Raw genomic sequence first — 20,384 nt, 5'->3', positions numbered from 1 at the left:
TACGAGGGAGGAAAACGTTGCATGAGCAACGGCCCGCAGGGCGAGGCGAAAGCCGAGTAATCCTCCCGGATGCACCATACTCCACGATATGAACAGTACCTCATCTTCCGTCTAAACCCTTTTTCAATACGCCTTATTCTCCTTTCTTGCTTACCATTCACGTCTGTAACAAAACTCAAACCCACTGAAATTTCCGGCAATTATCTCCGGCATCGCGCGATCACCTTTTTCTGAAAAGAAAAATTGCTAATGCTTTCAAAGCATTTGCTGTTCATGTCCCCTGGCGACAACCTGGACGCATTAAGCTAAAGTAATGGCTCATTTGTTGGATGTCCGGAGTGACGATGTACGATCAATATGACGCACTGATTTTCGATATGGACGGCACGATTCTCGATACCGAGCCGACACATCGAAAAGCGTGGCATCAGGTACTGGGACGATATGGACTGACGTTAGACGAATCGCAAATGGTTGGATTCAACGGCGCGCCCACCTGGCGACTTGCGCAATTTATTATCGAACAAAACCGCTCCACTCAGGATCCGTATCAGCTGGCCGCCGAAAAAACCGCGGCGGTTAAGGCCATGCTGCTGGAAAACGTGCGTCCGCTTCCGCTGATGGAAGTGGTGAAAGCCTATCATGGCCGCCGTCCGATGGCGGTCGGCACAGGAAGCGAACACAGCATGGCGGATGCGTTGCTCAACCAGCTGGGCGTTCGCGAGCTCTTCACTGCGGTGGTGGGCGCCGACGACGTCGAGCGTCACAAACCCGAACCCGATACGTTTTTACGCTGCGCAGCGCTGATGGGCGTCGAGCCCGGACGCTGCGTAGTGTTCGAAGACGCCAATTTTGGCGTACAGGCGGCGAAAGCGGCCGGTATGGATGTGGTTGACGTGCGCCTGCTGTGAGCGACGTTCTGGCGCTTGCTTCTCTGTTTGGCAGCAGCTTTCTCAGCGCCACCCTGTTACCGGGAAGTTCTGAGGCGCTGCTGATTGCGTTACTGGTTGCCAAAAAGGCTTCCGTTTTTGGATTGATTGTCGCTGCATCAGTGGGAAATACGCTGGGCGGCATAACCAATATTTTTCTTGGTCGCTTACTGCCGTTGAAACGGCAGGGGCGATGGCATGACACAGCAATAACGTGGTTGCACCGACTGGGACCTGCAGCGCTGTTGCTGAGCTGGCTGCCGGTAATCGGCGACCTGCTCTGCGTGCTCGCAGGCTGGATGCGCTTTGCCTGGCTTCCGGTCCTGCTGTTTCTCGCCGTCGGGAAAACACTGCGTTATATCGTTATCGCGACCGCCACCTTACAGGGTTTGCAATGGTGGCATTGATTCGCACAGATTCGAGGCTAGGGTTAACATTATGCTGAACAAAAATAAATTACTGTCCCAGCGGGAGGTTAATGTGATCCCGGACGTATCTAAAGCGCTCTCCTGGCTGGAGGCGCATCCCAATGCCTTGAAAGGTATTGGCCGCGGCATTGAGCGCGAAACGCTGCGCGTCAAGCCTGATGGTCATCTGGCGGAAAGCGGCCATCCCGACTCGCTGGGATCGGCGCTGAAGCATGACTGGATTACCACCGACTTTGCGGAAACGCTGCTGGAGTTCATCACGCCGGTGGATCAAAACATCGACCATATGCTGGCGTTTCTGCGCGATATCCATCGCCATGTGGCGCGCGAGCTGGCTGAAGAGCGTATGTGGCCTTTCAGCATGCCTTGTTTGATCGACGACGCCGATCGCATCGAGCTGGCGCAGTACGGCAGTTCTAACATCGGACGCATGAAGACGCTCTATCGTCAGGGGCTGAAAAATCGCTACGGCGCGCTGATGCAGACCATCTCCGGCATCCACTATAACTTCTCGCTGCCGCTGAGCTTCTGGCAGGAATGGGCGGACGTTAAAGATGCCGAAAGCGGCAAAGAGACCATCTCTGCCGGCTATCTGCGTCTTATCCGCAACTATTACCGTTACGGCTGGGTGATCCCATATCTCTTCGGCGCCTCGCCGGCGATTAGCTCCAGCTTCCTGCAGGGACGCGAGAGCAAACTGCCGTTTGAAACCGACGGCAAAGATTCACTGTGGCTGCCCTATGCGACCTCGCTGCGCCTGAGCGATCTCGGCTACACCAACAAGTCGCAGAGCGGTCTCGGCATTACCTTCAACTCCCTTGAGGGATACGTTAAGGCGTTAAAAGCCGCCATTAAAACGCCGTCTGAAGAGTATGCCGCGATGGGCACGAAAGATGCGGACGGCAACTGGCTGCAGCTTAATACCAACGTACTGCAGATTGAGAACGAGCTTTACGCGCCGATCCGTCCGAAGCGCGTAACGCGCTCCGGCGAAGCGCCTTCCGATGCGCTGCTGCGCGGCGGCATCGAGTATATCGAAGTGCGCTCGCTCGACATCAACCCGTTCTCCGCAATCGGCGTCGACGCCAACCAGGTGCGTTTCCTCGATCTCTTCCTGATCTGGTGCACGCTGGCCGACGCGCCAGAAATGAGCGCCGATGAGCTGCTGTGCACGCGTAAAAACTGGAATCGCGTGGTGCTGGAAGGGCGTAAGCCGAACCAGAAAATTTCGGTGGGCTGCAGCGAAACTGAGCATTCGCTGGTAGAAGTGGGCAAAGCGCTGTTCGCCGATCTGCATCGCGTGGCGGAAGTGCTCGACAGCAATCAGGGCAGCACGCAATATCAACAGGTGTGCGATCAACTGGTAGCGTCCTTTGACGATCCTGGGCTAACCTATTCGGCGCGCATTTTGCAGGCGATCAAAGCGAGCGGCGTCACCGATACCGGCATCGCTCTGGCGGAACAGTATCGTCATATGCTGTGCGAAGAGCCGCTGGAAGTGATTAGCGAAGAAGATTTTACGCGTCAGGCGCTGGAGTCGGTTGCGGCACAGAAGAAGCTGGAAGAGGACGATACGCTCGATTTTGAGGCTTACCTCGCCAGTCGCGAAGGCTAGAAAAGAAAAAGGCCACATCAATGTGGCCAAATTAACATCTCTGTTGTCAGGGATGATGATAACAAATGCGCGTCTTTCATATATTCAGACGTTGGGCGAACAGAAAAGTTTCATCGTTTATAAAAAAATTTCAAAACAGGAGGTGACGTATGCCACTACTGGACAGTTTTACCGTTGACCATACCATTATGGCCGCGCCCGCAGTGCGTGTTGCGAAGACCATGAAAACTCCCCATGGCGATACCATCACCGTTTTTGACCTGCGTTTCTGCCGTCCCAACAAAGAGATCCTGACCGAGCGCGGTATCCATACGCTCGAGCATCTCTTCGCGGGCTTTATGCGTAATCACCTTAACGGCGACGGCGTAGAAATCGTGGATATCTCTCCAATGGGATGCCGCACCGGTTTCTACATGAGCCTGATCGGCACGCCAGACGAGCAGCGCGTTGCCAGCGCATGGAAAGGGGCAATGGAAGACGTTCTGAAGGTGAAGGATCAGAATCAGATCCCTGAGCTGAATGAATACCAGTGCGGCAGCTACAAGCTGCATTCGCTCGACGAAGCGCAGCAGATCGCGCGCAACGTGCTGGCGCATGATATCGGCGTGAACCGCAACGAAGATCTGAAGCTGCCGGCTGAAAAGCTGCAGGAGCTGCACATCTAGTCGTGGTTGGTCACGCGCAGTAAAAAAAACGCCGCATCGATGCGGCGTTTTTTATGGGCGGGCGTCGTCAGGAGCCGACAGAGGACTTCAGCGGCGTCTGCGGCGTAATGCGCACCTGCTTTACCATATTGTCCTGTACGTCAAGAATATCGACGGCGTAGTTCGCCAGTTCGACGCGGGTATTGATCTCGGGGATCTCCTCCAGCGCTTCCAGCAGCATGCCGTTAATGGTGCGCGCCTCCTGCTCCGGCAAATGCCAGTTAAACGCCTTGTTGATTTCCCGCACGTTGGCGCTGCCTTCCACCAGCACTGAGCCGTCGTTCTGCGGCATAACTTCTTCCGCGAGGGTAGGGGACATAGAGGTGGTAAAGTCGCCGACGATCTCTTCCAGGATATCCTCGATGGTCACCAGGCCTTTGATATCGCCATACTCATCCACCACCAGACCGACTTTCTTCTTGTTGCGCTGGAACTTCACCAGCTGAATATTCAGCGGCGTGCCTTCTGGTACGTAGTAGATCTCATCGGCGGCGCGCAGCAGGGTTTCTTTGTTGAACTCTTTCTTCTCGGTCATGGTGCGCCAGGCTTCGCGTACGCGCAGCATGCCGACGCAGTCGTCCAGCGAGTCGCGGAACAGCACGATGCGGCCGTGCGGCGAGTGGCTGAGCTGGCGCATCACCGACTTCCAGTCGTCGTTGATATTGATGCCGACGATTTCGTTGCGCGGCACCATGATGTCGTCAACGCTGACTTTTTCCAGATCGAGCACTGACAGCAGCATATCCTGATTGCGGCGCGACATCAGGCTGCGCGACTCGTAGACGATGGTGCGCAGCTCTTCTTTGCTTAACGCCGAGCTGGTAGCGCCCTCGGTTTTAATGCCGGCCATACGCATCAGCAGGCGCGTGATGGTGTTCAGCAGCCAGACCAGCGGCGACATAACGATCTGCAGCGGGCCCAGCAGCATGCTGCTGGGAAAGGCGACCCGCTCGGGATAGAGCGCCGCCACGGTTTTCGGCAGCACTTCCGCAAACACCAGCACTACAAAGGTCAGGATGCCGGTCGCAATGGCGACGCCCTCATCGCCATGCAGGCGCATGCCCACGATGGTGGCGAGCGCGGAAGCCAGAATATTCACCAGGTTGTTGCCGATCAGCACCAGGCTGAGCAGGCGATCGGGGCGGCGCAGCAGCTTTTCCACCCGGCGTGCGGCGCGGCTGCCGTTTTTCGCCTGATGGCGCAGCTTATAGCGGTTAAGCGTCATCATGCCGGTTTCCGACCCGGCGAACCAGGCGGAAACCAGCACCATAACGACCAGAATAATAATAAGGGTGGTGGTTGAAACCTGTTCCAACGCAGAACTTCCTTTTGGTTAAGACGAGTGAGTCAGCAGGTGCTGTAAGATACGACTGCCGAAGTAGGCCATAGTCAACAGCAGCGCGCCGCCGCAGTTGAACCACACGACGCGACGTCCGCGCCAGCCTTCATGATAGTGGCCCCAGAGCAAAACGATATAGACGAACCAGGCAAGAATCGACAGCACCGCCTTATCCACGTTCTCGGCGCTGAACAGGTTATGCATATAAAACAGGCCGGTGCAGAGCACCAGCGTCAGCAGCACAACGCCAACCTGGGTGATATGAAACATTTTACGCTCGATGCTCAGCAGCGGCGGCATATCCTGGGTAAAGGCCAGCTTTTTGTTTTTCAGCTGATAGTCGATCCATGCCAGCTGCAGCGCGTAGAGCGCGGCGATAATCAGCGTCGCGTAGGCGAACAGCGACAGGCCGATATGGATCATCATGCCTGGGGTGGTTTCAAGATGGGTGATAAAGGCGTTAGGCACAAAGGTGGCAAACGCCAGATTGATCAGGGCGAAGCTGTAGACGATCGGCAACAGCAGCCAGCCGCGGTTGCGCGAGGCGACGATGGTCATAATGGCGCAGATAAGCAGGCTCACCAGCGAGCCGATATTCAGCAGGCTGAGGTTCTGCCCGCTGTCGACGGCGAAGATGCGATGCTGCAGCGCCACGGCGTGCGCCACCAGCGCGAAACAGGCGGAAAGCACCGCCATTCGCCGCCAGCCGCTATTACGCTTCAACAGGCTGGGAATAATCAGTGCAATACTCAGGGAGTAGGCGAACAGCGCCAGGAGCGAGAAAACGGACATAGATCCTTACAGGTATCAGCGAGATGAAAGGAAAAAGGCAGTATAGCGCCAGCGGAAGCCGCCTCCAACCGATCTGAGGCGCAATAGCAGAGATCGTTGCAGCTTCGTGTTATAATCCGCCGCATTATGCCGATCAGGCGCCTCGCGATTTTTTTGAGTGAGAGACAATGTTTGACAATTTAACCGATCGTTTGTCGCAAACCCTGCGCAATATCAGCGGCCGCGGAAGGCTGACAGAAGACAACATCAAAGACACGCTGCGCGAAGTGCGCATGGCGCTGCTGGAAGCGGACGTTGCGCTGCCGGTGGTGCGCGACTTTATCAACCGCGTCAAAGAGAGCGCGGTGGGTCACGACGTCAACAAAAGCCTGACGCCGGGCCAGGAGTTTATCAAAATCGTGCGCAACGAGCTGGTTGCGGCGATGGGCGCGGAGAACAACGCGCTTAACCTGGCCGCGCAGCCGCCGGCCGTGGTGCTGATGGCGGGTCTGCAGGGCGCGGGTAAAACCACCAGCGTCGGCAAACTGGGTAAATTCCTGCGCGAAAAGCATAAGAAGAAAGTGCTGGTCGTCTCTGCGGACGTTTATCGCCCGGCGGCGATCAAACAGCTTGAGACGCTGGCGCAGCAGGTCGGCGTCGATTTTTGTCCGTCCGATCTGAGCCAGAAGCCGGTCGATATCGTTAAGAACGCGCTGAAAGAAGCGAAGCTGCAGTTCTACGACGTGCTGCTGGTGGATACCGCCGGTCGTCTGCACGTCGACGAAGCGATGATGGATGAGATCAAACAGGTGCACGCCGCGATCAATCCGGTCGAAACGCTGTTCGTGGTTGACGCCATGACCGGCCAGGATGCGGCGAACACGGCGAAAGCCTTTAACGAAGCGCTGCCCCTGACCGGCGTTATCCTGACGAAGGTCGACGGCGACGCGCGCGGCGGTGCGGCTCTGTCGATTCGTCATATCACCGGCAAACCGATCAAGTTTATGGGCGTCGGCGAGAAGACCGAGGCGCTGGAGCCGTTCTATCCCGATCGTATCGCCTCGCGTATTCTCGGCATGGGCGACGTGCTGTCGCTGATCGAGGATATCGAGAGCAAGGTTGACCGCGATCAGGCGGAAAAGCTGGCGAAAAAACTCAAAACCGGCGACGGCTTCGACCTCAACGACTTTCTCGAGCAGCTTAAGCAGATGCGCAACATGGGCGGCATGGCGAGCCTGATGGGCAAACTGCCGGGCATGGGGCAGCTGCCGGACAACGTAAAGTCGCAGATGGACGATAAGGTGCTGGTGCGTATGGAGGCGATTATCAACTCCATGACGCGCAAAGAGCGCGAAAAGCCGGAGATTATCAAAGGCTCGCGCAAACGCCGCATCGCTACCGGCGCCGGCATGCAGGTGCAGGACGTCAACCGCTTGCTGAAGCAGTTCGACGATATGCAGCGCATGATGAAGAAAATGAAGAAGGGCGGCATGGCGAAAATGATGCGCGGTATGAAAGGCATGATGCCCCCAGGATTCCCCGGACGCTAAGCGTTCGGCAATAAAAGCCCGAAAGGTTGCCCTCACAGGTTGCTTTTTGCGCCGAAATGAGTAAAATTTTCGGGCTTTTTATATTGCACCCGGGCCCCGTTCCCTCAATGGGGCCCGGTTGTTTTATTAACTTAAGAGGATGTTATGGTAACAATTCGTTTGGCACGTCACGGCGCTAAAAAGCGTCCGTTCTATCAGGTCGTCGTTACTGACAGCCGCAATGCACGTAACGGTCGCTTCATCGAGCGCGTAGGCTTCTTCAACCCGATCGCTTCTGGTCAGGCTGAATCGCTGCGTCTGGATCTGGACCGCATCGAGCACTGGGTTGGCCAGGGCGCAACGCTTTCCGATCGCGTTAACGCGCTGATCAAAGAAGCAAAAAAAGCAGCTTAATCTGTCACGGTGGTGAGCATGAGCAAAGAAGTTGCCGCACAGCCTCCCGTTAAGCCCCTTGTGTTGGGCAAAATGGGCGCTGCCTACGGCATACGTGGCTGGCTCAAAGTGTTTTCCTCCACCGAAGCGGCCGAAAGTATCTTCGACTACCAACCCTGGTTCATTCAGCGCGCCGGTAAATGGCAGCAGGTTGAGCTGGAAAGTTGGCGGCATCACAATCAGGACCTGATCATCAAAGTCAAAGGCATTGACGATCGGGACGCGGCGACGCAGTTGACCAATTGCGAAATTACGGTCGACTCGGCGCAGCTGCCGCAGCTGGATGACGGCGATTACTACTGGAAAGACCTGATGGGTCTCCAGGTAGTAAACGTTGACGGCTACGAGATGGGCAAAGTCATCGATATGATGGAGACCGGCTCGAACGACGTTCTCGTCGTTAAGGCGAACCTGAAAGATGCGTTCGGTGTGAAGGAGCGGTTAATTCCGTTTCTTGATGAACAGGTTATCAAGAAAGTCGATCTCGCTACTGGCGTCATTGAAGTAGACTGGGATCCTGGTTTTTGATCTCCGAATCGCAAGGTAACGTAACGGCGAAAACGATGTGGATTGGTGTTATTAGCCTCTTTCCAGAGATGTTTCGCGCAATTACCGATTACGGGGTAACTGGCCGGGCAGTAAAAAATGGCCTGCTCAGCATCGAGAGCTGGAGTCCTCGCGATTTCGCTCACGACCGGCACCGCACGGTGGACGATCGTCCATACGGCGGCGGACCGGGAATGTTGATGATGGTGCAGCCCTTACGGGATGCAATCCACGCAGCGAAAGCGGCGGCGGGAGAAGGGGCCAGGGTGATCTACCTGTCACCTCAGGGACGCAAACTTGACCAACAGGGCGTTTGCGAACTGGCGACGCAGCAGAAGTTAATTCTGGTCTGCGGCCGCTACGAAGGTATTGATGAGCGCGTGATTAAAACCGAAATTGACGAAGAGTGGTCAATCGGCGACTACGTGCTCAGCGGCGGCGAACTGCCAGCCATGACGATGATTGATTCAGTGGCCCGGTTAATTCCCGGCGTGCTGGGCAAGCAGGCGTCAGCCGAGGAGGATTCGTTCTCTGACGGTTTGCTGGACTGTCCTCACTATACCCGACCTGAAGTGCTGGAAGGCATGGAGGTACCGGCAGTTTTACTGTCTGGCAACCATGCAGAGATTCGCCGTTGGCGCCTGAAACAGTCGCTGGGCCGTACCTGGCTAAGAAGACCTGAACTTCTGGAAAACCTGGCTCTGACTGAAGAGCAAGCAAGGTTGCTGAAAGCGTTCCAGCTGGAACATCAGCAACAAAACGATGAGGCGGCAGAGTAATCTCCCGCGACTATCAGTTTACCCAGGATAAGAGATTTAATTATGAGCAACATTATCAAGCAAATTGAACAAGAGCAGATGAAACAGGACGTACCTTCCTTCCGCCCGGGTGATTCCGTGGAAGTGAAAGTATGGGTCGTTGAAGGTTCTAAAAAACGTCTGCAGGCATTCGAGGGCGTGGTTATCGCTATTCGTAACCGCGGTCTGCACTCTGCATTCACTGTTCGTAAGATTTCTAACGGCGAAGGCGTTGAGCGTGTCTTCCAGACTCACTCTCCGGTCATCGACAGCATTTCTGTCAAACGCCGTGGTGCTGTGCGTAAAGCCAAACTGTACTACCTGCGTGAGCGTACTGGTAAGTCAGCTCGTATCAAAGAGCGTCTTAACTAAGGTATCGCTAACGCGACATCTAAAAGTTAATAGCAAACAAGGGGTTGGCGTGATGCCAGCCCCTTTTTTATGCCTGCGCTTCGGGACGATGCACGTGGTATATCGCCGTGTTCACCGGCCCGCTCTCCAGCACGATTAAACCGTAGCGCATATCGATAAAGCGCGCGCCGCAGCGCTCCGCTACCGCGCGGCTGGGGCGGTTCTCTTCCGCCGCAAGGATTTCGATGACCTTTACCTCCGGTCGCGCAAACCCCATCGCAAGCAGCAGCGCAACGGCGCGGCTGGCGACGCCCTGTCGCTGCATATCGCTACGTACCCAGTATCCCAACGCGGCGAACTGACCCGGCTCGCGGGCAAAACGGATCCCGGCGCCGCCCAGCAAACGACCCCGATCGTCAACAATGGCGAACTCTTCCGCTTCGCCCTTTATTCGCTGCTGCTGCGTAAAAGCGATCCAGCTCGCTGCCTCTTCGGGTTGATAGTCTGGATGCGCCCATACCATCCAGGGCTGCAGCGTATCCAGCGAGGCGTTAACGGCTGCGGTAAAGGCAGGAATGTCGTCGCGGGTAAAAGGACGCAGGCGAACCGAAGAGGCCAGAGAAGTCATAAAGTACCTGATGAAAAAAGGGTTTTAGCAAAGCGTATCAGGCGATAAGAGAGAATGCTAAACTTGTTGTGTAATTTATTTTTTACACTTGTTTGAGGTTTGTTTTGCGGGGTTTATATTTAATTATATAAAAAATATGAATTTTTTAAATTGGCGTGCATGCGATATGCTTGAGTGGTAATAAAAGTGTACATTAATGGATTGCGTGTTTTACGTTCTGTGATAGAGTGTCCTCTATCCTGTCAGAGGATCATTCATCGCATAACGAGGAAAAAAGGATCGTAGCCATGCAAAAAGACGCGCTGAACAATGTCCACATTGCTAATGAACAGATTTTAATTACGCCGGAAGAGCTGAAAGCGAAGTTTCCGCTGACTGCCCAGCAGGAAGCGCAGATCGCCGCTTCGCGGCAGACCATTTCCGACATCATCGCCGGCCGCGATCCGCGTCTGCTGGTGGTTTGCGGTCCCTGTTCGATCCATGACACTGAAGCCGCTCTGGATTACGCTCGTCGCCTGAAAGATCTCTCTGACCAGCTGAAGGATCAGCTCTATATCGTTATGCGCGTCTATTTCGAAAAACCCCGCACCACCGTCGGCTGGAAAGGGTTGATCAACGATCCCTACATGGACAACTCCTTTGATATGGAAGCCGGTCTGCATATCGCGCGCCAGCTGCTGGTGAACCTGGTTGAGATGGGGCTGCCGCTCGCCACCGAAGCGCTCGATCCAAATAGTCCGCAATACCTTGGCGATCTCTTCAGCTGGTCGGCGATTGGCGCGCGCACCACCGAATCGCAAACCCATCGCGAAATGGCGTCAGGCCTCTCAATGCCGGTCGGCTTCAAGAATGGCACCGACGGCAGCCTCGGCACCGCGATCAATGCCATGCGCGCCGCCGCGATGCCGCACCGTTTCGTCGGCATTAACCAGGCGGGGCAGGTTTGCTTGCTGCAGACGCAGGGCAACCCAGATGGTCACGTTATTCTGCGCGGCGGCAAAGCGCCGAATTACGGTCCCGAAGACGTGGCGCAGTGTGAAAAAGAGATGGTCAAAGCGGGACTGCGCCCGGCCTTGATGATAGATTGCAGCCATGGCAATTCTAACAAAGACTATCGCCGCCAGCCTGGCGTCGCCGAATCGGCGATAGCCCAGATCAAAGATGGCAACCGCTCGATTATTGGCCTGATGCTGGAGAGCCACATTAATGAAGGCAGCCAGTCTTCCGAGCAGCCGCGTAGCGAAATGAAATACGGTGTTTCCGTGACGGATGCCTGCATCAACTGGGAAACTACCGAAACGCTGCTGCGCGAGATGCATCAGGATCTGCAAGAGGTGCTGTCGGCGCGTCTGTCACACGAGGTGTAATAAGCAATGGTGGCTGAACTGACCGCGCTGCGCGATCAAATTGATACTGTCGATAAGGCGCTGCTGGATCTGCTGGCGAAACGCCTGGAGCTGGTAGCTGAAGTAGGCGAAGTAAAAAGCCGTTACGGCTTGCCTATCTACGTACCGGAGCGCGAAGCGTCAATGCTGGCTTCGCGCCGTAAAGAGGCGGAAGCGCTCGGCGTTCCGCCCGATCTGATTGAAGATATCCTGCGCCGCGTGATGCGCGAGTCCTATACCAGCGAGAACGATAAAGGCTTTAAAACCCTTAATCCGGCGCTGCGTCCGGTGGTAATCGTCGGCGGAAAAGGGCAGATGGGCAGCTTGTTTGCGCGCATGCTGACGCTGTCGGGCTACAGCGTGAAGACGCTGGATAAAGAGGACTGGGATCGCGCGCCCTCTCTGCTGAGCGATGCCGGCATGGTGATTATCAGCGTGCCGATCCATCTTACGGAGCAGGTAATCGCGCAGCTGCCGCCGCTGCCGGAAGACTGTATTCTGGTGGATCTGGCCTCGGTCAAGAACCGTCCCTTGCAGGCGATGCTGGCGGCGCATGCGGGCCCGGTGCTGGGTCTGCATCCCATGTTCGGACCGGACAGCGGCAGTCTGGCGAAGCAGGTGGTGGTCTGGTGCGACGGGCGCCAGCCTGAAGCCTATCAGTGGTTCCTGGAGCAGATTCAGGTGTGGGGCGCGCGGCTGCATCGCATCAGTGCGGTTGAGCACGACCAGAATATGGCGTTTATACAGGCGCTGCGCCACTTCGCGACCTTCGCCTACGGCCTGCATCTCGCGGAAGAGAACGTCAATCTTGATCAGCTGCTGGCGCTCTCGTCGCCGATTTATCGTCTCGAACTGGCGATGGTGGGGCGGCTGTTCGCGCAGGATCCTCAGCTCTATGCGGACATCATTATGTCCTCGGAAAGCAATCTGGCGCTGATTAAACGTTATTACCAGCGCTTCGGCGAAGCTATTCAGCTGCTGGAGCAGGGCGATAAGCAGGCGTTTATCGCCAGCTTCAACCGCGTCGAGCACTGGTTTGGCGATCACGCTAAACGCTTTATGGTTGAAAGCCGCAGCCTGCTGCGCTCCGCTAACGACAGTAGACCGTAAAAAGCGGCTCACTTATGCCAGCCCCTGAACCGCAATTAAAAACGGCATCCTTACGGATGCCGTTCTGTTATGCGCTGCGCGGCTCCACCGCGACGACATTCTCGCCGGGATAGCATCCCAGCACTTTCAGCATGCGGGTCAGCCCTTTTAGCTCCTGCAGCGCCTGCTGCATGCTGTCGGACTCCAGATTGCCCTGCACGTCGATATAAAACATCTCTTCCCACGGGTTGCCGTTAATCGGGCGCGACTCCAGCTTGCTCATAATCAGGTTATGCTGACGCAGCACCAGCAGCGCCTCCACCAGTGCGCCCGCCTGCTGGCCGGTCGCCATCAGCAGCGTGGTTTTCGCCGGAACCTGATCGGAGACGGCGATGGCCTTACGCGCCAGAACGATAAAGCGGGTATGGTTTTGCTGCTGATTCGCCAGATTGCGTTCCAGCACCTGCAGATGATAGAGCTCGCCGCCCGCCTCGCTGCCCAGCGCGGCCGCTTTCGGTGAGTTCAGCGCCGCGACTTTTTCCATAGCGGCAGCGGTGCTCTCGGTATATTCGATTTTCCAGTGCGGAAAACGACTAATAAACTGGCTGCACTGCTGGAACGGCTGCGGGTGACTATAAACGGTTTCAATCTGCTGCAGATCGGTGTCGCCTGTTACCAGCACGCAGTGCTCGATAGGCTGGGTCAGTTCGCCCACAATCGAGAGGCTGGTCTGCTGCAGCAGATCGTAAACGTCGTTGATCGAGCCGGAACTGGTGTTTTCAATCGGCAGCACCGCGTAATCAGCCTGGCCGTTTTCAACCTGACGAATAATATCCTGAAACTTCAGGCAGCCGATCTCCACCATATTGTCGAAGTGGCGCGCGGCATACTGACGTGCGGCGAGATGGGAATAGGAACCTTTCGGGCCAAGGAAAGCGATGCGCGCCGCCAGCGCATGAGCATGGTTCAGGTTTTTCTGCAGCAGCGCCTGCTGCGTCAGAACAGAATCTTCAATGATTTGCTGGAACAGGCGGGTGATGTAGTGCGCGTCCAGCTGATGTTTTTTGCCGAGCACGATCAGGTGCTCCAGCAGCGCACGCTCGCGTTCGATATCGCGAATCGGCCGGTGCGTGGCCAGTTTCGCTTCGGCGACCTTTACGGCCAGCGCGCGACGCTCAGCCAGCAGCGTCAGCAGTTTCTCATCAACGGCGCTGATTTGGTCACGCAGCGCCAGCAAGGGATTATCGGGATTCATAGGGCTCACCTGTAAGCTGTCCAATAAAAAAGCCTCCCGGTTGGGAGGCTTTGTTGTTCGTCTTCGCTTTCGTTTTCACACGACGAATCGCCTCCCAGTCAGGGGAAGGTAAAAAAGAAAGCGAAGAAAAACGGCAGACGTTTCATGGTGATTTCCATTCAAAAGGTGATTCGAGAGTACCCGTACTGATTTAAGGCTGTCAATAAAAAACGCGCCCGCAGGCGCGTTTGCTAAAACTGTGTGTATCAGGTGGCCGGCGTGAAATTTTTCACGCTGGTCGCAGCCCGACGGGCTTCAGGCTTATGCTGAACCTTATTCAACTGACGCTCAAGCTTACCGATGAGATCGTTAATCGCCGTATACATATCCTCGTGCTTAGCGCTGGCGACCAGCGTGCCGTTGGGCGTATTGATCGTGGCGTCGGCCACGAATTCTTTCGGCGCTTTAGAGAGAACGATGTGCGGATTTATCAGATGAGCTTGCCATTTTTCCAGCTTGGCGAGACGGTCTTCGACATGGTCGCGGATAGCCGCGGTGATTTCCATTTGTTTGCTGGTAATGTTCAGAATCATAGGTCTACCTCTCTGTCATTTCCGTCTGGGTAGATCCAGCATAACGCGCTGAACAATGAAATGTGTGATTTTGATCACGAAAAAATGTCACTTTTTGTCAATGGCAATGATTTGTGAGAAAGGCTGGGAATGTGGCCGAAATGCCTTGAATCGGTGCGTGGAGAGGCGCATGATTGACGGGTTACATCAGCGAGGAATTCACGAAGCCGTCGATTTTTCGCCCATAAAAAAGCAGCCATTACGGCTGCTTTTTCATTTTTTTCGACTCAGTTTTAGCTGGCGCTGTTTGCGGCGATAATTTTCGCCACTTTGTCCGCTTCGGCATTCAGCTGCAGATTACGATAGGCTTTTTCCATCAGCGGCAGCGCATCGCGCGTGGCCTGCGTATCAGGATAATCGCGCATCATGCCTTCAACGCGGTTAACTACCGCGACATACGCTTCGCGCTTAGTATAGAATTGCGCCACCGACAGCTCATATTTCGCCAGGCGGTCTTTCAGATAGACCAGGCGTTTTTGCGCATCGGCTGCATACTGGCTGTTTGGATAGTTACGCAGCAGCTGCGAGAAGTCGCGAAATGCGTCGCGAGCATGGGTCGGATCGCGATCGGAACGGTCAATGCCGAAGAAACCCTGCAGCGCAGAGTCGTCCAGCGCCATATCCGTCAGGCCGCGCATATAGATAACGTAGTCGATGTTCGGATGGGTCGGGTTGAGACGCATAAAGCGATCTATGGCAGCCTGCGCCAACGGTAAATCGGCGTTTTTGTAGTAGGCATAGATCAAATCAAGCTGTACCTGCTGAGAATAAGGACCAAAAGGATAACGGTTGTCCAGCGCTTCCAGTTGCTTAATCGCCGCTTTAAAGTTACCGTCCTGCAGCTTTTCCTGAGCGGTAGCGTAGATTTCGGAAGGCGGGCTGTCCGGTACTGTGTCCTTTGAGCTGGAACAACCCACAAGGGCCAGGCTCAGTGTGGCAGCAGCCACCAGATATTTCATACGCGTCATGACGAAATGGTTATCCTCAAATTTGTTATGGCGGAAGCTGTCCGTATAGCTCCCGGTAATGACCAGGTACGATAGCACATTATATTAAACGGCATCGCCGTGAAAACCCAACGTTAACGAAGAAGCTGTATATGGCACAACAAGTTCAACTCACCGCAACGGTCTCCGAAGCGCAGCTGGGACAACGCTTAGATCAAACTTTGGCGGAATTGTTCCCCGATTATTCACGCTCGCGCATAAAAGAATGGATCCTTGACCGGCGCGTCAGCGTTAACGGCGCGATCGTCGATAAACCGAAAGAGAAAGTATTGGGCGGCGAACAGGTCGCCATCGATGCAGAAATCGAAGAAGAGCAGCGCTGGGAAGCGCAAAACATCCCGCTGAACATCGTGTATGAAGATGACGATATTCTGGTGATCAACAAGCCGCGCGATCTGGTGGTACATCCCGGCGCTGGCAACCCGGACGGCACCGTACTGAATGCGCTGCTTTATCACTATCCGGCCATTGCCGACGTGCCGCGCGCCGGTATCGTGCATCGACTGGATAAAGACACCACCGGGCTGATGGTGGTGGCGAAAACCGTCCCGGCGCAGACCCACCTGGTGGAAACGCTGCAGCTGCGCGAAATCACCCGCGAGTACGAAGCGGTGGCAATTGGAACGATGACGGCGGGCGGCACGGTAAACGAGCCCATCAGCCGTCACTCGACCAAACGCACCCATATGGCCGTGCATCCGATGGGTAAACCGGCGGTAACGCACTACCGTATTATGGAGCACTTCCGCGCCCATACGCGTCTGCGTCTGCGTCTCGAAACCGGCCGTACGCATCAGATTCGCGTGCATATGTCGCACATTAACCATCCGCTGGTAGGCGATCCGCTATACGGCGGCCGTCCGCGTCCGCCGAAAGGCGCCTCGGATCAGTTCATCGCTACGCTGCGCGCGTTCGATCGCCAGGCGCTGCACGCGACCATGCTGCGTCTTTACCATCCGATTACCGGAATCGAGATGGAGTGGCATGCGCCGCTGCCGCAGGACATGGTGGAGCTGATTGAGGTACTGAAAGCGGATACCGAAGAGTTCCGCGATCAGATGGACTGGCTATGAGTTGGGTCCTGCCGGACTGGCCCGCGCCCGCCAGCGTGGGAGCCTGCTCAACGCTACGCGGCGATGGCGCCAGCCTGGCACCGTGGGATGCGTTCAACCTGGGCGGCCATGTCGGTGACGATCCGGCACACGTGGCTGCCAACCGACAGAGCCTGGTAACGCGCGCCGCGTTGCCGGCGATGCCGCACTGGCTTGAGCAGGTTCACGGCACCGATGTGGTTCGCCTGCCAGCTGAGCAGATGGAGCCCTTACGGGCGGATGCCTGCATCACGCGCGAAGCGGGCGTGGTGTGCGCGGTGATGACGGCGGATTGTCTGCCGGTGCTGTTCTGCTCTTATGACGGCAGCGAAGTTGCCGCGGCGCATGCCGGCTGGCGCGGCCTGTGCGCGGGCGTGCTGGAAAATACGCTGGCGCGGTTCGCTGCGCCAGCCAGCCAGATACACGCCTGGCTTGGGCCGGCCATCGGTCCCGACGCCTTTGAAGTCGGCAGCGAAGTGCGCGATGCGTTTATGGCGCATGACACCCGTGCTCAGCAGGCCTTTCGTCCGGCGGGCGCTAAGTATTTCGCTGATATCTGGCTGCTTGCGCAGCAGCGGCTGCAGGCGGCGGGCGTCACCTCCGTGAGCATGACGCGCCGCTGCACCTTTCATGAGAGTGGCGATTTTTTCTCCTTCCGACGCGACGGAACCACCGGGCGTATGGCTTCTTTAATTTGGCTGAGATAACCTTACGCCACAAGACGATCCAGTAGCGTATTTTTTGCTCATGATGCAGGTCATTAACCTTGAAAATTTGAGGGATGACCTCATTTTAATCTCCAGTAGCATTTTGACCTGTAATGGGAGGAATCATGCGTCTGGATCGTCTTACCAACAAATTCCAACTGGCCCTTGCCGACGCGCAGTCCCTGGCTCTGGGACACGACAACCAATTTATTGAACCTCTGCATCTGATGAGCGCGCTGCTCAATCAGGAAGGTGGATCCGTTCGTCCGTTATTAGCCTCCGCAGGCGTTGACGTTGCCGCTCTGCGCAACGGCGTCGAGCAGGCGATCAACCGTTTACCCCAGGTAGAAGGCAGCGAAGGGGATGTTCAACCGTCCGCTGACCTGGTTCGCGTGCTTAACCTGTGTGACAAGCTGGCGCAGAAGCGCGGCGATAATTTTATCTCATCTGAACTCTTTGTTCTGGCTGCCCTCGACTCGCGCGGCTCTTTAGCCGATCTGCTGAAATCGGCCGGTGCGACCACTGACAAGCTAACCAAAGCGATTGAGCAGCTGCGTGGAGGCGACAACGTGAACGATCAAGGGGCTGAAGATCAGCGCCAGGCATTAAAGAAATACACCATCGACCTGACCGAGCGCGCCGAACAGGGCAAGCTCGACCCGGTCATCGGCCGTGACGAAGAGATCCGCCGCACTATTCAGGTGCTGCAGCGCCGCACCAAAAACAACCCGGTGCTGATTGGTGAACCGGGTGTGGGTAAAACCGCCATCGTAGAAGGCCTGGCGCAGCGCATCATTAACGGCGAAGTGCCGGAAGGGCTGAAAGGCCGTCGCGTACTGGCGCTGGATATGGGCGCGCTGGTGGCGGGCGCAAAATACCGCGGCGAGTTCGAAGAGCGTTTGAAAGGCGTACTTAACGATCTGTCGAAGCAGGAAGGCAACGTTATCCTGTTTATCGATGAGCTGCATACCATGGTCGGTGCCGGTAAAGCCGACGGCGCGATGGATGCCGGCAATATGCTGAAGCCGGCGCTGGCGCGCGGCGAGCTGCACTGCGTCGGCGCGACCACGCTGGACGAATATCGGCAGTACATCGAAAAAGATGCCGCGCTGGAGCGTCGTTTCCAGAAAGTCTACGTCGCCGAACCGAGTGTAGAAGACACCATCGCTATCCTGCGCGGGCTGAAAGAGCGCTATGAGCTGCATCACCATGTGCAGATCACCGACCCGGCGATTGTCGCGGCGGCGACGCTGTCGCATCGCTATATCGCCGACCGTCAGCTGCCGGATAAAGCCATTGACCTGATCGACGAGGCCGCGTCCAGCATCCGTCTGCAGATCGACTCGAAACCGGAACCGCTCGATCGCCTGGAGCGCCGCATCATTCAGCTGAAGCTGGAGCAGCAGGCGCTGAAGAAAGAGTCGGATGACGCCAGCATTAAGCGGCTCGAGATGCTGGAAAGCGAACTCGATCAGAAAGAGCGCGAATACGCGGAGCTGGAAGAGGAGTGGAAAGCGGAAAAAGCCTCTCTTACCGGCACGCAGAATATCAAGGCGGAACTGGAGCAGGCGCGTTTGTCGCTGGAGCAGGCGCGTCGCGTGGGCGATCTGGCGCAAATGTCCGAACTGCAGTATGGCAAGATCCCGGAGCTGGAAAAACAGCTGGCGGCTGCCACGCAGTCTGAAGGTAAAACCATGAAGCTGCTGCGCAACCGCGTTACCGATGTCGAGATCGCCGACGTGCTGGCGCGCTGGACCGGCATTCCGGTGGCGCGCATGATGGAAGGCGAGCGCGATAAGCTGCTGCGTATGGAGCAGGATCTGCACGCGCGCGTTATCGGCCAGAACGAGGCGGTGGAAGCAGTATCGAACGCGATTCGTCGTAGCCGCGCAGGCTTATCTGACCCAAATCGTCCCATCGGTTCGTTCCTGTTCCTTGGCCCGACCGGGGTGGGTAAAACCGAGCTCTGCAAAGCGCTGGCGAATTTCCTCTTCGACAGCGACGACGCTATGGTGCGCATCGACATGTCGGAATTCATGGAAAAACATTCCGTGTCGCGGCTGGTGGGCGCGCCTCCGGGATATGTCGGTTATGAAGAGGGCGGCTATCTGACAGAAGCGGTGCGTCGTCGTCCTTACTCGGTCATTCTGCTGGATGAGGTAGAGAAAGCGCATCCGGATGTGTTTAACATTCTGCTGCAGGTACTGGACGACGGACGTCTGACGGATGGACAGGGGCGCACCGTCGACTTCCGCAATACCGTTGTAATCATGACGTCGAACCTGGGCTCCGATCTGATTCAGGAACGCTTCGGCGAACTGAACTACGCGGAAATGAAAGATGTGGTGATGAATGTGGTCGGCCATCACTTCCGTCCGGAGTTCGTCAACCGTATCGACGAAGTGGTGGTGTTCCATCCGCTGGGCGAGCAGCATATTGCTTCTATTGCGCAGATTCAGCTGCAGCGTCTGTATAAACGTCTGGATGAACGCGGCTACCAGCTGCATATCTCCGACGAAGCGCTGAAGCTGCTGGGGGAGAACGGCTACGATCCGGTCTATGGCGCGCGTCCTTTGAAACGTGCGATTCAGCAGCAGATCGAAAACCCGCTGGCGCAGCAGATCCTTTCCGGTCAGCTGGTGCCGGGCAAAACCATCGAAATGGACGTCAAAGAGGGCGAAATCGTCGCTCATCAGTAACTGACATCAGCGAAACGGGCCTTCGGGCCCGTTTTTTTTGCTAAAAAACGCTATTTTGACGCAATTTTCAGCGTATTGCCTGGAAAACAGGCGGTTGGTAAAAAAGTTTAAATTAGCGCTTGTCAGCCCGGAAGAACTCCCTATAATGCGCCTCCACTGACACGGCACAACGGCTTACGAAAGGCGGTGTTCAGGAGGCTCGGGAAGCTGAGCCGCCGGATGAAATCCCTGAAAAAAAGGGGTTGACTCCGAAGGAGAGTAGCGTAATATACGCCACCTCGCAGCAGCAGGCTCGGCCGCTGACTGCACCGCTCTTTAACATTTTATCAGAAAATCTGTGTGGGCACTAGAGAGTAGATTTCAAAATTCTTCGGACTTAAAAAATATCAAGCGTCACGAGTGAACACATAATGACATTCATTATGACGTTTGACAGATGAGTACCTGTTA

The 20,384-nt window shown here is 56.1% G+C and carries 21 protein-coding genes and 1 other annotated feature; of the genes, 14 read left to right on the top strand and 7 right to left on the bottom strand.

The features are described from left to right. The first annotated feature begins 344 nt into the window (after positions 1-344). The 4 genes from yqaB (at position 345) to luxS (ending at position 3,637) form a co-directional block, all read left to right on the top strand. Positions 345-911, top strand: a complete 567-nt coding sequence (yqaB, locus tag B3229_RS03155) for a fructose-1-phosphate/6-phosphogluconate phosphatase (RefSeq protein WP_286868546.1) — start codon at positions 345-347, stop codon at positions 909-911. Then, entirely contained in the window at positions 908-1,336 is a 429-nt protein-coding gene (locus B3229_RS03150; RefSeq protein ID WP_033752039.1) for a YqaA family protein, read from the top strand. Before yqaB ends, B3229_RS03150 begins: the two co-directional genes overlap by 4 nt. A 31-nt stretch (positions 1,337-1,367) precedes the next feature. Continuing rightward, on the top strand, positions 1,368-2,972 hold the full coding sequence (gene gshA / locus B3229_RS03145; protein WP_286868543.1) for a glutamate--cysteine ligase: 1,605 nt from the start codon (positions 1,368-1,370) through the stop codon (positions 2,970-2,972). A gap of 149 nt (positions 2,973-3,121) precedes the next feature. Beyond that, positions 3,122-3,637, top strand: coding sequence for an S-ribosylhomocysteine lyase (gene luxS / locus B3229_RS03140; protein ID WP_033752034.1), 516 nt, complete (start codon positions 3,122-3,124; stop codon positions 3,635-3,637). Positions 3,638-3,704: 67 nt separating this feature from the next. On the opposite strand, the gene B3229_RS03135 is transcribed toward luxS, so the two are convergent. Together B3229_RS03135 and B3229_RS03130 are read right to left on the bottom strand one after the other, a co-directional pair. Next, complete coding sequence (locus B3229_RS03135; protein WP_277269303.1) at positions 3,705-4,991, bottom strand: HlyC/CorC family transporter; 1,287 nt, start codon at positions 4,989-4,991, stop codon at positions 3,705-3,707. An 18-nt stretch (positions 4,992-5,009) separates the two neighbouring features. Then, positions 5,010-5,807 carry a cytochrome C assembly family protein gene (locus B3229_RS03130; protein ID WP_286868540.1) on the bottom strand — a complete coding sequence of 266 codons (798 nt, stop codon included), beginning with the start codon at positions 5,805-5,807 and terminating at the stop codon, positions 5,010-5,012. Between the two features lie 167 nt (positions 5,808-5,974). Here B3229_RS03130 and ffh point away from each other — a divergent pair, with 167 nt between their 5' ends. From ffh to rplS, 5 genes are all read left to right on the top strand, one after another. Continuing rightward, entirely contained in the window at positions 5,975-7,336 is a 1,362-nt protein-coding gene (gene ffh, locus B3229_RS03125; RefSeq protein ID WP_033752026.1) for a signal recognition particle protein, read from the top strand. A gap of 144 nt (positions 7,337-7,480) precedes the next feature. After that, positions 7,481-7,729, top strand: a complete 249-nt coding sequence (rpsP, locus tag B3229_RS03120) for a 30S ribosomal protein S16 (RefSeq protein WP_033791972.1) — start codon at positions 7,481-7,483, stop codon at positions 7,727-7,729. A gap of 18 nt (positions 7,730-7,747) precedes the next feature. Beyond that, positions 7,748-8,296 (top strand): ribosome maturation factor RimM, encoded by a 549-nt coding sequence (gene rimM / locus B3229_RS03115; RefSeq protein ID WP_033752018.1) that lies wholly within the window; start codon positions 7,748-7,750, stop codon positions 8,294-8,296. Between the two features lie 35 nt (positions 8,297-8,331). After that, entirely contained in the window at positions 8,332-9,093 is a 762-nt protein-coding gene (trmD, locus tag B3229_RS03110; RefSeq protein ID WP_033752014.1) for a tRNA (guanosine(37)-N1)-methyltransferase TrmD, read from the top strand. 42 nt (positions 9,094-9,135) lie between these two features. Continuing rightward, the gene (gene rplS, locus B3229_RS03105; RefSeq protein ID WP_033752010.1) at positions 9,136-9,483 is read left to right on the top strand and encodes a 50S ribosomal protein L19; all 348 of its coding nucleotides are present in this window, start codon (positions 9,136-9,138) and stop codon (positions 9,481-9,483) included. Between the two features lie 67 nt (positions 9,484-9,550). Here the strand turns inward: rplS and B3229_RS03100 are convergent, their stop codons facing one another. Then, entirely contained in the window at positions 9,551-10,090 is a 540-nt protein-coding gene (locus tag B3229_RS03100; RefSeq protein WP_286868532.1) for a GNAT family N-acetyltransferase, read from the bottom strand. 287 nt (positions 10,091-10,377) lie between these two features. Here B3229_RS03100 and B3229_RS03095 point away from each other — a divergent pair, with 287 nt between their 5' ends. Both B3229_RS03095 and tyrA read left to right on the top strand, forming a co-directional pair. Continuing rightward, complete coding sequence (locus B3229_RS03095) at positions 10,378-11,457, top strand: 3-deoxy-7-phosphoheptulonate synthase (protein ID WP_033752005.1); 1,080 nt, start codon at positions 10,378-10,380, stop codon at positions 11,455-11,457. Between the two features lie 6 nt (positions 11,458-11,463). After that, positions 11,464-12,585 (top strand): bifunctional chorismate mutase/prephenate dehydrogenase, encoded by a 1,122-nt coding sequence (gene tyrA / locus B3229_RS03090; RefSeq protein ID WP_286868530.1) that lies wholly within the window; start codon positions 11,464-11,466, stop codon positions 12,583-12,585. A gap of 67 nt (positions 12,586-12,652) precedes the next feature. On the opposite strand, the gene pheA is transcribed toward tyrA, so the two are convergent. From pheA to bamD, 4 genes are all read right to left on the bottom strand, one after another. Continuing rightward, positions 12,653-13,819 carry a bifunctional chorismate mutase/prephenate dehydratase gene (gene pheA, locus B3229_RS03085; RefSeq protein ID WP_033752000.1) on the bottom strand — a complete coding sequence of 389 codons (1,167 nt, stop codon included), beginning with the start codon at positions 13,817-13,819 and terminating at the stop codon, positions 12,653-12,655. 22 nt (positions 13,820-13,841) lie between these two features. Further along, positions 13,842-13,966, bottom strand: a sequence feature (Phe leader region). Beyond that, positions 13,918-13,965, bottom strand: coding sequence for a pheA operon leader peptide PheL (pheL, locus tag B3229_RS03080; protein ID WP_100279143.1), 48 nt, complete (start codon positions 13,963-13,965; stop codon positions 13,918-13,920). (Overlaps the previous feature by 48 nt.) Positions 13,967-14,064: 98 nt before the next feature. Then, positions 14,065-14,391 carry a ribosome-associated translation inhibitor RaiA gene (gene raiA, locus B3229_RS03075; RefSeq protein ID WP_033751998.1) on the bottom strand — a complete coding sequence of 109 codons (327 nt, stop codon included), beginning with the start codon at positions 14,389-14,391 and terminating at the stop codon, positions 14,065-14,067. Between the two features lie 272 nt (positions 14,392-14,663). Further along, positions 14,664-15,398 carry an outer membrane protein assembly factor BamD gene (gene bamD / locus B3229_RS03070; RefSeq protein WP_096073934.1) on the bottom strand — a complete coding sequence of 245 codons (735 nt, stop codon included), beginning with the start codon at positions 15,396-15,398 and terminating at the stop codon, positions 14,664-14,666. A 131-nt stretch (positions 15,399-15,529) separates the two neighbouring features. Here bamD and rluD point away from each other — a divergent pair, with 131 nt between their 5' ends. The 3 genes from rluD to clpB all read left to right on the top strand — a co-directional run bounded on the left by rluD (position 15,530) and on the right by clpB (position 19,934). Further along, positions 15,530-16,510: a 23S rRNA pseudouridine(1911/1915/1917) synthase RluD gene (gene rluD, locus B3229_RS03065; RefSeq protein WP_033751993.1), complete on the top strand. Its 981-nt coding sequence runs from the start codon at positions 15,530-15,532 to the stop codon at positions 16,508-16,510. Then, positions 16,507-17,235, top strand: a complete 729-nt coding sequence (gene yfiH, locus B3229_RS03060) for a purine nucleoside phosphorylase YfiH (protein WP_048785030.1) — start codon at positions 16,507-16,509, stop codon at positions 17,233-17,235. Before rluD ends, yfiH begins: the two co-directional genes overlap by 4 nt. 125 nt (positions 17,236-17,360) lie before the next feature. Then, positions 17,361-19,934, top strand: coding sequence for an ATP-dependent chaperone ClpB (gene clpB, locus B3229_RS03055; protein ID WP_033751987.1), 2,574 nt, complete (start codon positions 17,361-17,363; stop codon positions 19,932-19,934). The last annotated feature ends 450 nt before the right edge of the window (positions 19,935-20,384 follow it).

Source organism: Pantoea sp. UBA5035 (assembly GCF_002415245.1).
In the GTDB taxonomy this organism is placed as follows: domain Bacteria; phylum Pseudomonadota; class Gammaproteobacteria; order Enterobacterales; family Enterobacteriaceae; genus Pantoea; species Pantoea septica.
The sequence above is the reverse complement of the archived record's forward strand: the minus strand, read 5'-3'. Positions and strand labels throughout refer to the sequence as shown.

Excerpts from the sequence above, each read along its gene's own strand:
- rplS (WP_033752010.1), top strand. The coding sequence starts at position 9,136 with ATGAGCAACATTATCAAGCAAATTGAACAAGAGCAGATGAAACAGGAC.
- B3229_RS03100 (WP_286868532.1), bottom strand. The coding sequence starts at position 10,090 with ATGACTTCTCTGGCCTCTTCGGTTCGCCTGCGTCCTTTTACCCGCGAC.
- raiA (WP_033751998.1), bottom strand. The coding sequence starts at position 14,391 with ATGATTCTGAACATTACCAGCAAACAAATGGAAATCACCGCGGCTATC.
- bamD (WP_096073934.1), bottom strand. The coding sequence starts at position 15,398 with ATGACGCGTATGAAATATCTGGTGGCTGCTGCCACACTGAGCCTGGCC.
- B3229_RS03095 (WP_033752005.1), top strand. The coding sequence starts at position 10,378 with ATGCAAAAAGACGCGCTGAACAATGTCCACATTGCTAATGAACAGATT.
- yfiH (WP_048785030.1), top strand. The coding sequence starts at position 16,507 with ATGAGTTGGGTCCTGCCGGACTGGCCCGCGCCCGCCAGCGTGGGAGCC.
- gshA (WP_286868543.1), top strand. The coding sequence starts at position 1,368 with ATGCTGAACAAAAATAAATTACTGTCCCAGCGGGAGGTTAATGTGATC.
- yqaB (WP_286868546.1), top strand. The coding sequence starts at position 345 with ATGTACGATCAATATGACGCACTGATTTTCGATATGGACGGCACGATT.
- clpB (WP_033751987.1), top strand. The coding sequence starts at position 17,361 with ATGCGTCTGGATCGTCTTACCAACAAATTCCAACTGGCCCTTGCCGAC.
- rimM (WP_033752018.1), top strand. The coding sequence starts at position 7,748 with ATGAGCAAAGAAGTTGCCGCACAGCCTCCCGTTAAGCCCCTTGTGTTG.
- rluD (WP_033751993.1), top strand. The coding sequence starts at position 15,530 with ATGGCACAACAAGTTCAACTCACCGCAACGGTCTCCGAAGCGCAGCTG.
- B3229_RS03130 (WP_286868540.1), bottom strand. The coding sequence starts at position 5,807 with ATGTCCGTTTTCTCGCTCCTGGCGCTGTTCGCCTACTCCCTGAGTATT.
- luxS (WP_033752034.1), top strand. The coding sequence starts at position 3,122 with ATGCCACTACTGGACAGTTTTACCGTTGACCATACCATTATGGCCGCG.
- pheA (WP_033752000.1), bottom strand. The coding sequence starts at position 13,819 with ATGAATCCCGATAATCCCTTGCTGGCGCTGCGTGACCAAATCAGCGCC.
- rpsP (WP_033791972.1), top strand. The coding sequence starts at position 7,481 with ATGGTAACAATTCGTTTGGCACGTCACGGCGCTAAAAAGCGTCCGTTC.
- ffh (WP_033752026.1), top strand. The coding sequence starts at position 5,975 with ATGTTTGACAATTTAACCGATCGTTTGTCGCAAACCCTGCGCAATATC.
- trmD (WP_033752014.1), top strand. The coding sequence starts at position 8,332 with ATGTGGATTGGTGTTATTAGCCTCTTTCCAGAGATGTTTCGCGCAATT.
- tyrA (WP_286868530.1), top strand. The coding sequence starts at position 11,464 with ATGGTGGCTGAACTGACCGCGCTGCGCGATCAAATTGATACTGTCGAT.